Annotated in this window: 10 protein-coding genes and 1 tRNA gene; 3 read left to right on the top strand and 8 right to left on the bottom strand. The window is 63.8% G+C overall.

The features are described from left to right. Nucleotides 1-40: 40 nt before the first annotated feature. Nucleotides 41-796 (bottom strand): SDR family oxidoreductase, encoded by a 756-nt coding sequence (locus ACEN9F_RS28450; RefSeq protein ID WP_413425636.1) that lies wholly within the window; start codon nucleotides 794-796, stop codon nucleotides 41-43. A gap of 96 nt (nucleotides 797-892) precedes the next feature. Between ACEN9F_RS28450 and ACEN9F_RS28445 the strand changes: the two genes are divergently transcribed. Further along, nucleotides 893-1816 carry an AraC family transcriptional regulator gene (locus ACEN9F_RS28445; protein WP_413425634.1) on the top strand — a complete coding sequence of 308 codons (924 nt, stop codon included), beginning with the start codon at nucleotides 893-895 and terminating at the stop codon, nucleotides 1814-1816. Nucleotides 1817-1858: 42 nt separating this feature from the next. Beyond that, complete coding sequence (locus ACEN9F_RS28440; RefSeq protein WP_413425632.1) at nucleotides 1859-3874, top strand: DUF4910 domain-containing protein; 2016 nt, start codon at nucleotides 1859-1861, stop codon at nucleotides 3872-3874. On the opposite strand, the gene ACEN9F_RS28435 is transcribed toward ACEN9F_RS28440, so the two are convergent. Next, a complete protein-coding gene (locus ACEN9F_RS28435) occupies nucleotides 3861-5324 on the bottom strand; it encodes a hypothetical protein (RefSeq protein WP_413425630.1) in 1464 nt (487 codons plus the stop codon). The genes ACEN9F_RS28440 and ACEN9F_RS28435 overlap by 14 nt on opposite strands. Before the next feature lie 336 nt (nucleotides 5325-5660). On the opposite strand from ACEN9F_RS28435, the gene ACEN9F_RS28430 reads away from it, so the two are divergent. Next, on the top strand, nucleotides 5661-6746 hold the full coding sequence (locus ACEN9F_RS28430) for a thioredoxin family protein (protein ID WP_413425628.1): 1086 nt from the start codon (nucleotides 5661-5663) through the stop codon (nucleotides 6744-6746). Between the two features lie 177 nt (nucleotides 6747-6923). Here ACEN9F_RS28430 and ACEN9F_RS28425 read toward each other — a convergent pair whose 3' ends face one another. The 6 genes from ACEN9F_RS28425 to ACEN9F_RS28400 all read right to left on the bottom strand — a co-directional run bounded on the left by ACEN9F_RS28425 (nucleotide 6924) and on the right by ACEN9F_RS28400 (nucleotide 14412). Further along, the gene (locus ACEN9F_RS28425; protein ID WP_413425626.1) at nucleotides 6924-8387 is read right to left on the bottom strand and encodes a carboxylesterase/lipase family protein; all 1464 of its coding nucleotides are present in this window, start codon (nucleotides 8385-8387) and stop codon (nucleotides 6924-6926) included. Between the two features lie 365 nt (nucleotides 8388-8752). Further along, nucleotides 8753-8842 (bottom strand) — tRNA-Ser (locus tag ACEN9F_RS28420). Between the two features lie 50 nt (nucleotides 8843-8892). Beyond that, entirely contained in the window at nucleotides 8893-10977 is a 2085-nt protein-coding gene (locus ACEN9F_RS28415; protein ID WP_413425624.1) for a putative bifunctional diguanylate cyclase/phosphodiesterase, read from the bottom strand. A 3-nt stretch (nucleotides 10978-10980) separates the two neighbouring features. After that, the gene (locus ACEN9F_RS28410) at nucleotides 10981-12150 is read right to left on the bottom strand and encodes an EAL and HDOD domain-containing protein (protein ID WP_413425622.1); all 1170 of its coding nucleotides are present in this window, start codon (nucleotides 12148-12150) and stop codon (nucleotides 10981-10983) included. 273 nt (nucleotides 12151-12423) lie between these two features. Beyond that, nucleotides 12424-13041, bottom strand: a complete 618-nt coding sequence (locus ACEN9F_RS28405) for a response regulator (protein WP_413425620.1) — start codon at nucleotides 13039-13041, stop codon at nucleotides 12424-12426. A gap of 9 nt (nucleotides 13042-13050) precedes the next feature. Next, the gene (locus ACEN9F_RS28400) at nucleotides 13051-14412 is read right to left on the bottom strand and encodes a cache domain-containing protein (RefSeq protein ID WP_413425618.1); all 1362 of its coding nucleotides are present in this window, start codon (nucleotides 14410-14412) and stop codon (nucleotides 13051-13053) included. Nucleotides 14413-14514: the final 102 nt, after the last annotated feature.

Below are 14514 nucleotides of genomic sequence, written 5' to 3'. Positions count from 1 at the left end.
GAAACATCAACACCGATAGTAGATGCATTACCGCTGAAGGTTAAACACTGTTGGAGCGCCTGGCCGCCAGCGCGACGGCGTCGGCGCCGGCCGGAAAATGAAGCTGTCCCGTCTCATCGTTCGCGGCGCGCAGCACCGCTACGGCGACATCGGCCTCGGTGGTGACCGCCGACGGTTGAGTGAATGCGGCGAAGATGGATTGCGCAAATGGCGCATACGCCTCGGGAATCAAACCGTCCATGCGCGAGCCGGTGTTGTTGGTAAAGGCGGTCGTCGGTCCATAGCCCGGCTCGACCAGTTTGACGCGCACGCCGAAGGCCTCCAGCTCGAACGCCAGCGACGCGGTAAAGCCTTCGACCGCGACCTTGCTTGCGGTGTAGGCGGCCACCATCGGCATCGGCGTCAGCGTGGCGCTCGACGTCACATTCACCACCACACCGGATTGGCGTGCGCGGAACTGCGGCAGCACCGCCTGCGTCATCGCCATGGTGCCGAAGGTATTCGTCTCGAACACCTCGCGCACCGTCGCCATCGGCGTGGCCTCGAAGGCGCCAAACAGCCCGATGCCGGCGTTATTGACCAGTACATCGATAGGTCCGCTGGCTTCCAGCACGGCGGCGATGCTTTCGGGCTTGGTCACATCGAGCGCCAGCACGCGCAGCCGGTCGGATGGCTCGAACAAGCCCTCGCGCGGTGTGCGCATGGTGGCGATCACGTTCCAACCCTGCGCATGGAAATGACGCGCGGTCTCCAGGCCGTAGCCGGACGAGCAACCGGTAATCAGTACTGTTTTCATGGTGTTTCCTTGGTGGTTTCGATGGAGTCACTTTAATGGCATTGATCAGGATGATCTATAATCCAATATCCAAATTTAGTTATCAATCGTCCAAACATGATCGATCCACTCACAGCGGTCATCACGCTGCTGCGGCCGCGCACCGTGTTCTCCAAGGAAATCAGCGGCGCCGGGCGTTGGGGTGTGCGCTACTCCGACTTTGGCCAGCCGAGCTTCTGCGCGGTGCTGGAGGGCAGCTGCCTGTTGGCGGTGGACGGCCAGCCGGCGCTCACGCTCGAAGCGGGCGACTTCGTGCTGCTGCCTTCCACGCCCGGATTTACGATGTCCGGCTTCGAACCGGCGACACCGGTACAGATCGATCCCAAGGTGGCGCCCGCGCCGACCGAAGACGTGCGTCACGGCGCGCCCGACGGTCCGCCAGACGTCCGCCTGCTGGGCGGCTACTTCATCTTCGACTCGCCCGATGCGGGATTGCTGGTATCGCTATTGCCGGCGCAAATGCATGTGCGCGGCGCCGAGCGCCTGGCGCTGCTGGTGAAGATGGTCGGCGAGGAATCGAGCGGGCAGCAGGCCGGCCGCGACCTGGTGCTCACGCGCCTGGTGGAAGTGCTGCTGATTGAAGCATTGCGCTGGACCTCGGCGACGGACTCCCCGCCCGGCCTGCTGCGCGGCCTGGCGGACGCGCGGCTGGCGGCGGCGATGCGTCACATGCACGGCGATCCCGCGCATGGCTGGACGGTCGAGCAACTGGCGAAGAAGGCGGCGTTGTCGCGCTCCGCATTCTATGAACGCTTCACCGAAGCAGTGGGACTGCCGCCGATGGAATATCTGCTCGCCTGGCGCATGGCAGTGGCGAAGGACTTGCTGCGCAGTCAGGACATAGGGCTCACCGAAGTCGCCGAGCGCGTCGGCTATGGCTCGGCCAGCGCCTTCAGCACGGCGTTCAGCCGCCACGTCGGCCTGCCGCCCGGCCGCTACGCCCGCGCCGACGCCATCGTTGCATCAGGCGCAATGCTGTGACAGTATGGCCTGATTAGCCACCTCATCGGTCAGGAGCCACACTTGTCCAAGCATTCGTCCTTGCTCGTCATATTGCTTGCCGTTTCGACGGCCGGCGCCGCGGAACGCCACATCCCCTTCTGGCCGGACGCCGTGCCCGCCGCCATCCACGCCGAGATCGACGGTCAGGCCGCGCTGGAGACCGTGCGCACGCTGGGCCGCTACCACCGCGTGCACGGCTCGCCCGGCTACGCGGCGGCGGCCAAGTGGGTGCAGGAACAGGCGCAGGCGGCCGGCATGCGCGACGCGGTGGTCGAACATTTTCCGTCGGATGGCAAGACCAGGTACGCGCACTTCCGCAGCTATCTCGGCTGGGACGCCAAGTCGGCGCAGCTGGATGAAATAGGCCCGAACAGCCGGCCCGTGGCCCGCTTCCCGGAGCTGCCGGTGGCGCTGGCCGATTACAGCCAGAACGCCGACGTCAAGGCGGAACTGGTTAGCGTCGGCAGCGGCGCGTCCGCCGCCGACTATCAGGGCCTGGATGTCAAAGGAAAACTGGTGCTGGCCAGCGGCCCGCTGCCGCTGGTGCACAAGCAGGCGGTCGAGGAACGTGGCGCGCTCGGCATCCTGTCCGACTATCCAAACCAGACCACCGCGTGGTCCGGCGACGACCAGGATCTGGTGCGCTGGGGCCACCTGTCGCCGTACCAAACCAAGAACAGCTTTGCCTTCATGCTGTCCAAACGCCAGGCCAACGCCTACCGCGCACGCCTGGCCGCAGCCGAGAAGATCAGCATGCACGCCGTGGTCCACGCGCAGATGACGCCAGCCTCGCTGGACGTGGTCAGCGCCACCATCCCCGGCAGCGATCCATCCGCAGGCGAAGTCGTGCTGACGGCGCACCTGTGCCACCAATCGGCCGGCGCCAACGACAACGCCTCCGGCAGCGCCGCCATCCTGCAAGTGGCGCGCACGCTCAACCGGGCGATTCAATCCGGCGCCATCGCGCGGCCGCGCCTCACCATCCGCTTCCTGTGGACGCCGGAGATCGCGGGATCGCAAGCGTGGCTGGCCAGCCATCCCGAGCTGAAGGGCAAGATCGTCGGCGGCATCCATATGGACATGGTCGGCGCGCTGCTCGGCACCACGCACAGCACCTTCCACCTGTCGCGCACCGCGCAGACGCTGCCGCATGTGCTCAACGATATCGGCAAGGCCTTCTTCGACGAAGTGACCAAGGCTTCCGCGCAGTATGCGGAACGCGGCGGCGATCCCTACGCCGGCTTCGCCACGCCGGGCGGCTCACGCGACGTCTTCATCGGCGACATGCGGCCGATGGAACTGGGCAGCGATCATGAAGTGTTCCAGTCGTCCGGCTGGGGTGTGCCGATGCTGTACTTCCACGACTGGCCGGACGTCACCATCCACACCAGCAAGGACCAGCCGGAGAATCTCGACGCCACCAAGCTGGGGCGCGTGACGTATCTGGGCGCGGGCATCGCCTACACGCTGGCCGCGCTGCCCGACGCCGAGGCCCCGCGCCTGCTGACCATGGCGCGCTACGACGGCGAGCAGGAACTGGCGCAGGCACGCCTGCGCATGGCGCTCAGCGACAATCCGCGCGACGGCGCATTGGCCGTGCGCGAAACACTGACGATGAATCGCACCAAACTACAAACAGTGGCTCGACGTTGGCCCGCCACGAACGCAGCCGCCAACACGCTAACCGATCAGTTGAAAGCCCATGGCGTGACGCTGCCTGCATCGACAACCGTCGACGCGCGCGTGCCGGTGCCCGCACCCACCGTGCGCGGCCCGCTCGGCATCTACTACTACGACCACGTCAGCGCCACGTTGGCAGAGCGAGACAAAGACGAAGCATCCCTGCCGGCGATGCCCGAGTTCCGCGAAGGAGACGCGGACCTGATGTTATACGAAGCGATGAACCTGGCCGATGGCAAACGCTCGATCACCGACATCCGCGACATCATCACCGGCCGCTACATGCCCATACCGCAAGCGCTGATCGCCGCCCATTTCGAGCGGCTGGCAAGCGTGGGGATCATCACCTGGCGATAATGACAGGCAGTCCGTGGTGGGCCAGCACTTCCCGCAAATGCGCATAACGGTCTGGCGAACTTCCAAGCAGTTTCGCCAGACTGGAAATAACAGGCTCCGATGACAAGTACGCCAATTGCCCGGCATCGGGCTGCTCATACCAACGTCCCGACGTCTGCATCCATTCTTTCAAAGAACGATCCAACCTCAGGTTGATTGATTCCTCAACACTACGTTGCAGACTTAAGCGCGCGATGCAATCCAGCCAGATCCATTTTTTGCTTTCAGCAAACAGCAGCAGCAACTCAACATCCCCAAGTTCCTCCAGCCTGCTCTGAATCGTTGTGAACGGCATGTAAGCCCCGTGCTTGCGAACCAGCTGTAAAGCGAACCTTCGAATACCAGGCGCCGCATCGGCCAAAGCTCGGCTGGCCACAAGGTCCTTGTCATGTTCCGCCAACTTTGCCCACGCGGCCAGCGCAGCCAGGCGTATCGAGATGCGGTCGCTATCCAGGAAGGACTGGACTAGTCCGACATCATCCTTGTGACGCAGACTTGCCAGCGCAGACAGCGAGATACGCACTACCTTCGTCACATGGCATTGCTGCTGGAGAATATTGCGATAGTGTGCGCGCAAGTCAAAATCCAGCGGAGCAAGGTAGCTCATTGCAACCGAGCGTACCGACGCTTGGACGTCGCTCAAAGCATCTATCGCGATCGCCAAACGCAACTCGTCCTCCATTGCCAATAACGCTCTGATTGCAATGGTCCTGACCGACCCGAAGTGCGATCTGGCCGCCATGCGATACTGCGCACCTTGTTTTTCACGCGGTAGTCTCGCACAAAGTTCAGCGGCATGGTTCGCGAGGACGATGTCGTCATTCCGACTCAAGATCAGCTCGATCAACGCTGTCGCTTCGAGCAGTTCGTACCTGTCGAGGATCTGCACGCACGCGCGGGCAACTTTCACATCAGGACCTTGCGCCGCCGCGACTAATTCACCGGCGGCGACAGTTTGGATCAACGCGAGCTCAAATTGCTTCATCCATTCGCCGTGATTGACTCGTCCTGCACTGTGCAATCGCAGTATAGGCGGCAGCACAGATAATAACTGCGGAGCGGAGACGAATGGCAACAGCGTCATCAACGCTTGTCTTGCCAGATCGCGGATTTGCGGTACCCAGTCGTTGAGACGATCGACGACTAGCGGCAGCGATTCTGGCCATGCCAGTTCGACACACCGTCGGAGCGCCGCTTCGCGCACGTAACCTGAGTAGTGGCGACAGCCCTCCTCCAAATCGCTTACTGTATCCGCATTACGGGCAATCCAGATTGCGGGTGCCAGATAGCTTGGGGTCGTATCTGTTGGCGGCTCACCGGCCGCGGGAAGGGAGCTCTCCGCTGTACGCACTGCGGAATTGACGTGGACCGGTGTTTTTGCCTTACCGAATAATGCTCTGAAAATATTCATATAAAAAGCTACTAGCTCCCAGGTCTTTACTCAACGATTTTCTTGTTAATCTTTCTGCATCATACCCAGAAGCTTGGCAGATTGCGATAGTCCGTTGGCGATGGCCGAGTCCGTGACGGAGACGCTAATCTGATCTCGTACGAAGGGATGAACCCGGCCAGCTTGAATCGTTTGCTGGCGATAGCTAACTGCATATCGATAAAATTCTCTTCCGATTTAATCGGATTCGATGTAATATTAATCGCATACGCTTAAATAGCCTCCTAAAACAGGTGGCTTTCGGTTAAAAACGACAATCTATCGTGGGTCTCGACAATGAATACACGCACTCCAACAATGAACACACGCCGCTGGTCGATCATCGCTGCCCTTACCGCCGCCGCTAGCGCGCTAGCCATGCTGGCCGTCGCAGGCACGAATGCGGCGTCGGCGGAACCGGCGCCGATCCGCAGCAGCTTGCCGGTCGAAGGCCGGATGGCAGGCTTCAATGGCGCGACGACCTGGCTCAATTCGGCGCCGCTGTCGCCGCAGCAATTACGCGGCAAAGTCGTGCTGGTCGATTTCTGGACCTACTCGTGCATCAACTGTATCCGCACGGTGCCCCATATCCGCGCCTGGGCGGCAAAGTACCGCGACCAGGGCCTGGTGGTGGTCGGCGTGCACACGCCTGAGTTCAAGTTCGAGGAAGACCTGGTCAACATCAACGCCGCCGTCGGCCGCTTCCAGATCGACTATCCGGTCGCAGTCGACAGCAATCAGAAAATCTGGCAGGCGTGGGGCAACCGTTACTGGCCGGCGCTGTACCTGGTCGATGCCAACGGCAAGATTCGCCATCACCAGTTCGGCGAGGGCGGATACGACACCATGGAGCGGGCGATTCAATCGCTGCTGGCGGAAGCGGGCCTCGGCGCGGCCGATGGCAAGCTGGTCAATCCAGCGGCGAACGGCGAGCAGATGGCGCCCGACCTGGCGAGCGTGGGATCGGATGAGGCGTACGTGGGCTACAGCAAGGCATCCGGTTTCCGCTCGACGCCGAAGCTGCTCGAAGACCGTCCGCAGACTTATGCGGTCGACCAGTTGGGCCTGAACCAGTGGGGCCTGTCCGGCCGCTGGGTGGTCGGTGCGGAGAGCGCCGTACCCGACGAGCCAGGCGCCGCGCTGGTGCATCAGTTCAGCGCGCGCGACCTGCACCTGGTGATGGGGCCCGGCACGCCCGGCGGCAAGGTCAGGATCAAAGTCACGCTCGACGGCCGCGCTCCCGGCGCCGACCATGGCGCCGACATCGATGCCGATGGCAACGGCGTGGTCGATGCGACCCGCTTGTATCAATTGGTGCGCCAGGCCGGTAGGGTAAAACAGCGGCGCTTCGAGGTGCGCTTCCTGGACAAGGGCGCGCAAACCTTCGCGTTCACTTTCGGTTGATCCGGCTTGCCCGGCATCGCGCTGGGCATTTTCGATCCTCTCAATGCGCCCTAGGCCTTTAACATGGCGCCCAATTGCTGCTTCGTTTTTCAGCGTGCTGGCAACTGAATCCCTTGTCCACTGGCGTTAGTCCCTGCGATGCGCCGGCCGCAGCTGTCGGGATGCTTTCGCGCTCCGCTAACGCCCCTTGGCGCTGGAGATAACGTCCAGGCGCGCGCGGCGCGGATCCGGCCCCGCCGCCGAACCGGCGACGCCAAAATCCATCAGCGGTTCGTCCGGCCCATTGAACGACGCCCAGCCCGGATCGCCCTGCTTCATGAAGCGCACCCAGGCGCCATGGACCGCAGCGCCGACGGCCTTGTCCTCCGTACTAGCCGCCGCGTCCAGATTGTCGAAGACGTAGGCTATTTCCGATGCATGCGGCGCGCCGGGCAGCGTCGCCCGGTCCTTGCTGGCGACATAGGAGAAGCGATAGCTCCACGATGGCCGATGCTGCCGCGCATAGTAGCGTGCCGCTTCCACATAGCCGCTGTCGGACAGTATCTGCACCAGCGTCTCGGCGGCGCCGACGTGCTCCAGGTCGTACACGATCCGGGCGGCGGCGGCTTGGGCCGGGTAGGCTTGGAGCAGCCGGGACAGCTCGGCTTCGGCGGCCTGGCTGCCATAGAACTCCGGCGGATAAGGCGCCTCTTCCCGGCTGTTGGCGCCGGACAGATAGGGAACCTGGGCTTCGCGCCCCTGCTTGAACACCTGCCCAGGCTGTTCGCGCAAGGTACGCCCGTCCAGCATCACGGAACCGAACAAGCCGTCGCGCACCTCGCGGCCCAGCGCGTCATATCCCAGCTGCCCCACGATGGCGGAGGCCGGCAAAGCGCGCAGCTCCGCCAGATCGCGGGCGCCGACGGAAGCGGCGAAACGTTGCCCGGCCGCGATGGCATCGGCCAGCGGCGACATCTGGCCTTCCCCGCCCGATTCGGCAATGGCGGCGGCAAACAAGCCCCGCGCCTCCGGCATGGTCATGAGGGCAGTCACGGCCATGGCGCCGGAGGACTCGCCGAAGATTGTCACCCGCCCGGGATCGCCGCCGAAGCTGGCGATGTTGTCGCGTACCCAGCGCAAGGCGGCCACCATGTCCATATAGCCGAAATTGCCGCCTTTGCCTTCCAGTTCATCATAGGCAAAAAAGCCCAGCCGGCCGATGCGGTAGTTGATCGAGACCAGGATCACGCCGTCGCGTGCGAAATTGGCGCCGTCGTACCCGCGCTGCCGGCTGCCGCCGGCAATCCCGGCGCCGCCATGGATCCACACGGCGACCGGCAGCTTGCCGTCGGCGCGGGCCGGCGTCCATAGGTTGAGGGACAGGCAATCTTCCGACTGCGGCTGAATGGGCTCCGCCTGGGGACACGCGGGGCCGAAGTCATCCGCCTTGCGCGCCGCCTTCCACGGCTGCACGGGCGCGGGCGGCTGCCAGCGCAGGTGGCCGGTGGGCGAGGCGGCATATGGAATGCCTTTGAAGCTGAGGATGCCATCCTGTTCCAGGCCCTGCACCGGGCCGGCCAGCGTCTGACGCAGCGGGGCTGCCGCCGCCAGGGGAATAACGCAGCAGAGCATGGCCAATATGAGCGACTTGCTTGTGGTCATTTTAGCTTAACGGGAATGTTGTTCTAAAGATGCATTACACACCGATTGCACAGCAATGCATATCAATTAGATGAATCAGCCGGAGCTTTTTCCACGCAGGCTCGGGGCAGGTCCAAAACATGGACACGAGTTAAGCCGTTGATGGATCGAATGGATGAGGAACGCGCGCCTTCGGCGCTCGAGGCTGTGCGCTGCGCGCACAGCAGTTGGGCGATTCGGAGCGGGATGGCCCTGCAGGGCCATGCCCTTCGAATCTCACACGCAGGGCGCGCAGGCGCCCTGCTCGCTTCCGCCAAGAAATAAAAAAACCGCCAGCCTGAACGCGCTCAAGATCGCGCTCAGTGCTGGCAGTTTTTTGTATTTCTTGGCGGAAGCGGTGAGATTCGAACTCACGAACAGTTTAACCCATCGCCAGTTTTCAAGACTGGTGCCTTCAACCACTCGGCCACGCTTCCTAAGTTGTGCAGCATTATACAGATTTCACCCCTGATCGGGGCTAAAACCCTCAAGCGGCCCGGCTGGCCTGCCCCGGCAACCAGTTCTCGCGCAGCGCCAGCTCGAACGCTTCCGCATCCAGCGGCTTGGAGAACAGATACCCCTGCACCTCGTCGCAGCCCGAATTCTTCAGGAACGCCAGTTGCTCGACCGTCTCCACGCCCTCGGCGATCACCTTGTGCTTGAGCTGCTGGGCGATGCTGATGATGGTGTTGGCAATCGCGCAATCATTGGCGTCGCCAGGGATGCCGATCGTGAACGAGCGGTCGATCTTCAAGGTGTCGATCGGGAAGCGCTTCAGGTACGACAAGCTCGAATACCCGGTGCCGAAATCATCCAGCGACAAGGTCACGCCGGTGGCCGTGATGCGGTCCATGATGCCGATCACGCGGTCGATGTTGTGCATCAGCGTGCTTTCGGTGATTTCCAGCTCCAGCCACGAAGGTTCCAGCCCGTAGCGCTTGAGCGTCTCGGTGACCCGCCCCGGCAAGGTCGAGGTGAATTCGCGCGCCGAGACGTTGACCGCCAGCCGGATCGGCGGCAACCCCGCGTCCTTCCACACCTGCGCCTGTGCGCAGGCCGCTTCCAGCACCCATTCGCCGACCTGCACCACCAACCCGGTGGCTTCGGCCAGCGGGATGAATTCGGCCGGCGGCACCAGGCCCCGCTCCGGGTGACGCCAGCGCACCAGCGCTTCGGCGCCGATGATCTTGCCACTGGCGATGGCGTACTTGGGCTGGTAGTGCAGCAGCAACTCGCCGTTGCCGAGCGCGTGGCGCAGCCCCGATTCGATGCGCATGCGCTCCTGCATGCCCTGGTTCATGTCCTGGCTGTAGAAGGCGACGTGATCGCCTTCCGCCCCGCCCTCCTGCTTGGCGCGGTACATGGCGATGTCGGCCAGGCGCAGCAGCGTTTCGGCGTCGTGGCCGTCCTGCGGGTAGACGCTGATGCCGATGCTGCCGCCCACGCGCAAATCGTGGCCGTCGATGACGATCGGCGTGTTGAGCGTGGCCAGCAGTTTTTGCGCGACCATGCTGGCTTCGAAATGCTGGCCGATGTCGAACAGGCCGACCGCGAATTCGTCGCCGCCCAGCCGCGCCACCAGGTCCTGGTCGCGCAGCACGGTGCGGAAGCGGCGCGCGACTTCGACCAGCAGTTCGTCGCCGATCTTGCGGCCCAAGGTGTCGTTGATCAGCTTGAAGCGGTTGAGGTCGATGAACAGGATGCAGCCGTGCTCTTTGTTGCGCTGCGCGACCATCAGCGCCTGGTCGACCAGCTTGGTCAGCAGGCTGCGGTTCGGCAGGCTGGTCAGCGCGTCGTAGTAGGCCAGGTGGTGGATGCGCTCCTCCGCCATCTTGCGTTCGGTGATGTCGGTCAGGTAAGCGATCAGGCCGACCGAGCGGTCGTTGATGTCGCACAGCGGCGATAGCGACAGGCTGGCCCAGAACACTTCGCCGGATTTTTTCTTGCGCCGCACTTCCATCAGCCGCCCGCCCTGCTCCAGGAAGTGGTCGTCGAAGCTCATGTCTTCGTCGTCGTACAGGAACAGGATGTTGCGCCCCACCGCTTCGACCGCGCTGTAGCCGAACAGCCGTTCCGCGCCCTTGTTCCAGCTGATGATGAAGCCGTTCATGTCCATCGTCAGCACGGATTCGTGGATCTGGTCGAGGATCTGCGCCTGGTGCTGCAACTGCGCTTCCATTTGCGCGTAGGCGTGCGTGGAGCGCTGCGCGACCGAGTGTACCTGCAGCACGCTGGCGGCCAGGCCGGCCAGGCTGGCCAGTTGCTGGCGGTCGGTCTCGCTGTAATGCGCGCGGCCCGAGACCACGAAGCGGCCGAAGTACTGGTCGTCGAAGTAAATGTCCTGGATCAGGCTGGGCACGGCGTCGTCGTTGGCGGCGACGATTTCTTCGATCGGCGGATGCAGCAGCAGCGCGACGGCATCGGCCGGCAGGTAGTCGCCCAGTGGGCTGTTGAGCACGCCACGCACGATGCGCCCCAGTTCCTCGCTCAGCGCGGGGCCGCGCAGGCGCAGCACCGCGTCGCATAGCGCCGCGCTGCTGGTGAGGAAGTCGGAGACGGGATGCGTGAGCATGGCTTAGATGTTCCTGCTCACCTGGATCGCCCAGTGGTAAGCCTGCAGCTGCGCTTGCCAATAGGTTTCATGGTCGATGCCGGCCTGCTCCAGGCTGGCGCTGTCGTGCCGTTCGACCAGCTGCAGCAGCTCGCCCAGCGGGCCGGCGCGGTCCAGCAGCGCCATGACGACGTCGAGGTCGAGGCTGAGCGCGGCGACGATTTCCGTCATCGGCATGGCCAGCAGCACGTCCAGCAGCGAGAACACGCCGGCCACGAAGGCCATGTCCTGCTGGTCGCGGTCCCAGCCCAGCGCTTTGCTCAGCACTTCCATTTGCGACGCGCGCACCGCCGCCAGCGGCAGCAGCGGATTGGACAGGCCGTCATCCTGCTGGCGCGCGTACAGCAGCAGTTGCAGCCAGCGCTGCAGCTGGCGCCGGCCCAGCACGTTGATGGCCTGGCCGAAGCTGTGGATCGGCGAGCTGAGCGCGAACGCGGCCGAGTTCACCAGTTTCAACAAATGGTAGGACAGCGCCGGATCCTGCTTGAGCAGCACTTCCAGTTCGCGCGAGTCGGCGTCGCGGGCCAGCAGGCCCAGCAGCGCGAGCAGGCGCTTGCGCGAAGTGCCGTCGCCGACGCTCATGTCGTGCGACGGATGCAGCGCGAAGTCGCCGGTGAACCAGCTGAAGCCGGCCTTGGCGCATTCGGCGATGCGCGCTTCGCTGTGCATGCCGGTGGCCAGGTGCGGGCCGGGCTGGGCCACCAGCGCCAGCACCGGCGGCATGACGACCGAGGCGTCGACCATCAGCGCGCGGGCGCTGCACATGGTGGCGGCCGAGCCGTCGGCCACGCCCTCGACCATGATGCGGTAGCCCGCCTCGGCATAGCCGGCGAGTTTCTTTTGCACGGCGGCGTCGGCGCAGGTGGCGGCCGGCACGCGCAGGATGATGCGGTTGGCCGGCAAGGTCGACAGTTGCGACAGTTCCAGCAGTTGCGGATTCGGAACGGCGAGGATGCAATCCAGCGGCGCCAAGGCGGCGAAGGCATCGGGCGTCTTCAGCAGCGTCAACGCTGCCTGGAAGGCGTCGCCCGCGTCGGCGGACAGTTCGAAAGTCAGGGCCACCCACTCGTTGTGAGCGTTGGACACTGCTTGTAATTCCACCAGTGGAAACGGGCTGATTTCAGGCGCAGACATCAATATCTCATCGGGAGTTGTGCGCGCAATCTTAGATCGGCTATTAACTTAAAGCAACCAATTACCATGAGAACAGTAGTGTGATTATCAATATTACCAGTATAAGACCAATCGACTGCGACGCGAAACGTTTTCTTTTACACAATTACAATAATCTGCGGTCGGACTGGAATATATCAGATATTGCCGTGCAAACACGTACAGTTAGAAATTGCTCAACTGTATTAGAAGCGGGCGTCGGCTTTTTTGCTACACGGGCAAGGTTGATAGCGCTCACTGCGCGTGTTGCACGGCAAACCGTATCAATTCGGCCTGCCCTTCGATGCCCAGCTTGCGCTTGATATTGAGGCGGTGGGTTTCCACGGTGCGCACGCTGAGGTCGAGCGCGCGGGCGATCTGCTTGTTCGATTCGCCGTTGGCGATGTGGCGCAGCACCTCGTGCTCGCGCGAGGTCAGCTGGTTGTCCTGGGTATGCGGCTGGGCCAGCTGGCGGGCCAGCGCGGCGCTGTAATAGATGCCGCCGGACATCACGGTCTCGATCGCGACCACGATGTCCTTGCCGGGCGCGTCCTTGAGCACGTAGCCGCGCGCGCCGGCCTGGATCGCCTGCGACACGTATTCCAGCTTGTCGTGCATCGACAGGATCAGCACGGCGATGCGCGGGAAGGCTTGCTTGAACTGGGCCGTGGCCTCGATGCCGTTGGTGCCGCGCATATTAATATCCATCAACACCAGGTCGATGTCGCAGCGCGCCGCCTGTTCCAGCGCCTCGGCAGCGCCGCCGGCCTCGGCCACCACCTCGAACTGCGGCATGGCTTCCAGGCGCGCGCGCAGGCCGTCGCGCACCAGGGGGTGGTCGTCGACCAGCAGGATTTTGATCGTAGTTGTCATGGCGATTCTTTATACGTGGTTGCCGGCGTAGGCGGTCACGACCGTGCCGCCGGCCGAGGAAACGATGTCGAAGCGGCCGCCGATGGCGTCCATCCGCTCCATCATATTGCGCAATCCGATGCCGCGCTTGGGATGCTCGGCGATGCCGTCGGCGTCGAAGCCGGCGCCGTCGTCCTGGATGCGCAGCGTGACCCCGCCCGCCGCCTCCGCCAGGCTGATGTCGATGCGGCTGGCGCCGGCGTGGCGCTCGATATTGGTCAGCGCTTCCTGCGACAGCCGGAACAACACGGTGTTGGCGACGTCGGACAGGCCGTCGGTGCAGCCCGATGCCTCGAAGTGTACCGGAGTGCCGCTGCTGAGGGTGTACTCCTGGCCGAGGTGGTGCAGCGCGGCCGCCAGGCCCAGGTCGTCCAGGATGGCCGGGCGCAGGTTGTGCGAAATGCGGCGCACCTCGCCCATCACGTTGCTGAGCTGGTCGGCCGCGTGCTCGAACATCGCCTGCGCCGCCTGCTGCTGCTCGGGCTTGCTGGACGACAGGCGGACGATGCCGGCCTCGATCTGCAGCTTGATCGACACCAGCCACTGGCTGATGCCGTCATGCAAGTCGCGCGACAGCCGCGCCCGCTCCTCCTCCTGCGACTCGACCACGCGCTGCGCCAGCACCTTGAGCTTGGCGTCGGCCACGCGCAGCTCGCTGATGTTCAGCGCCAGGCCGGAGCTGGCCACCGCCACCGCGGCGGCGATCGCGATGCCGGCGATCCACAGCATGGTGCTGTGGATGTTGGCGGACTGCTGGACGTCGATCTTGGCCAGCGCCTGGTCGACGTCGTCCAGGTAGATGCCGGTGCCCATCATCCAGCCCCATTTCGGCATGGCGATCACGTAGCCCAGCTTGGCCACCGGCTTGTGGGTGGACGGCTTGATCCACATATAGCGCTCCAGCCCGCCGCCCGCGCGGGCCCGCTGCAGCAGGTTCTGGATGGTCGGGCTGCCCTTGTCGTCGCGCAGCTCGAACAGGTTCTGGCCCACCAGCTCGGGCTGGCGCGGGTGCATCAGCGTATTGCCGTCCATATCGTAGAGGAAGAAATAGCCATCGTCGCCATAGCTGAGCGAGGACAGGATGCGCATCGCCTCCAGGCGGGTATCGGCATCGTTGCGGCCCGACTCGTAGAGGTGGGAGATCGAATGCGAGGCCAGCGCCACGTAGTGTTTGAGCTCGGCCTCCTTGCTGCTCAGGTAGGCCTGCTGGATGGTCGCGCGCTGCTGCTCGGCCAGCAGGACGGACTGGTGCCGGACCGCCAGGGCGATCGCGCACAGCGCCAGGATCAGCGGCGTGATGGCCAGGAAAATGACTTTTTGCCGCAACTTCATGATGCCGCGCTCCTCCAACATGCTAGTAGCCGCGATTCTACGCCCCCGAGGCGCCCCGGACCTACGTAGTTGTACGCACCGATAGTGCGTATTGGTGCGCTT

Source organism: Duganella sp. CT11-25 (assembly GCF_047302815.1).
Taxonomy (GTDB): domain Bacteria; phylum Pseudomonadota; class Gammaproteobacteria; order Burkholderiales; family Burkholderiaceae_D; genus Rugamonas.
This window is presented reverse-complemented; position numbering and strand designations above follow the sequence as displayed.

Excerpts from the sequence above, each read along its gene's own strand:
- ACEN9F_RS28415 (WP_413425624.1), bottom strand. The coding sequence starts at position 10,977 with ATGCTCACGCATCCCGTCTCCGACTTCCTCACCAGCAGCGCGGCGCTA.
- ACEN9F_RS28405 (WP_413425620.1), bottom strand. The coding sequence starts at position 13,041 with ATGACAACTACGATCAAAATCCTGCTGGTCGACGACCACCCCCTGGTG.
- ACEN9F_RS28425 (WP_413425626.1), bottom strand. The coding sequence starts at position 8,387 with ATGACCACAAGCAAGTCGCTCATATTGGCCATGCTCTGCTGCGTTATT.
- ACEN9F_RS28430 (WP_413425628.1), top strand. The coding sequence starts at position 5,661 with ATGAACACACGCCGCTGGTCGATCATCGCTGCCCTTACCGCCGCCGCT.
- ACEN9F_RS28445 (WP_413425634.1), top strand. The coding sequence starts at position 893 with ATGATCGATCCACTCACAGCGGTCATCACGCTGCTGCGGCCGCGCACC.
- ACEN9F_RS28450 (WP_413425636.1), bottom strand. The coding sequence starts at position 796 with ATGAAAACAGTACTGATTACCGGTTGCTCGTCCGGCTACGGCCTGGAG.
- ACEN9F_RS28435 (WP_413425630.1), bottom strand. The coding sequence starts at position 5,324 with ATGAATATTTTCAGAGCATTATTCGGTAAGGCAAAAACACCGGTCCAC.
- ACEN9F_RS28410 (WP_413425622.1), bottom strand. The coding sequence starts at position 12,150 with ATGTCTGCGCCTGAAATCAGCCCGTTTCCACTGGTGGAATTACAAGCA.
- ACEN9F_RS28400 (WP_413425618.1), bottom strand. The coding sequence starts at position 14,412 with ATGAAGTTGCGGCAAAAAGTCATTTTCCTGGCCATCACGCCGCTGATC.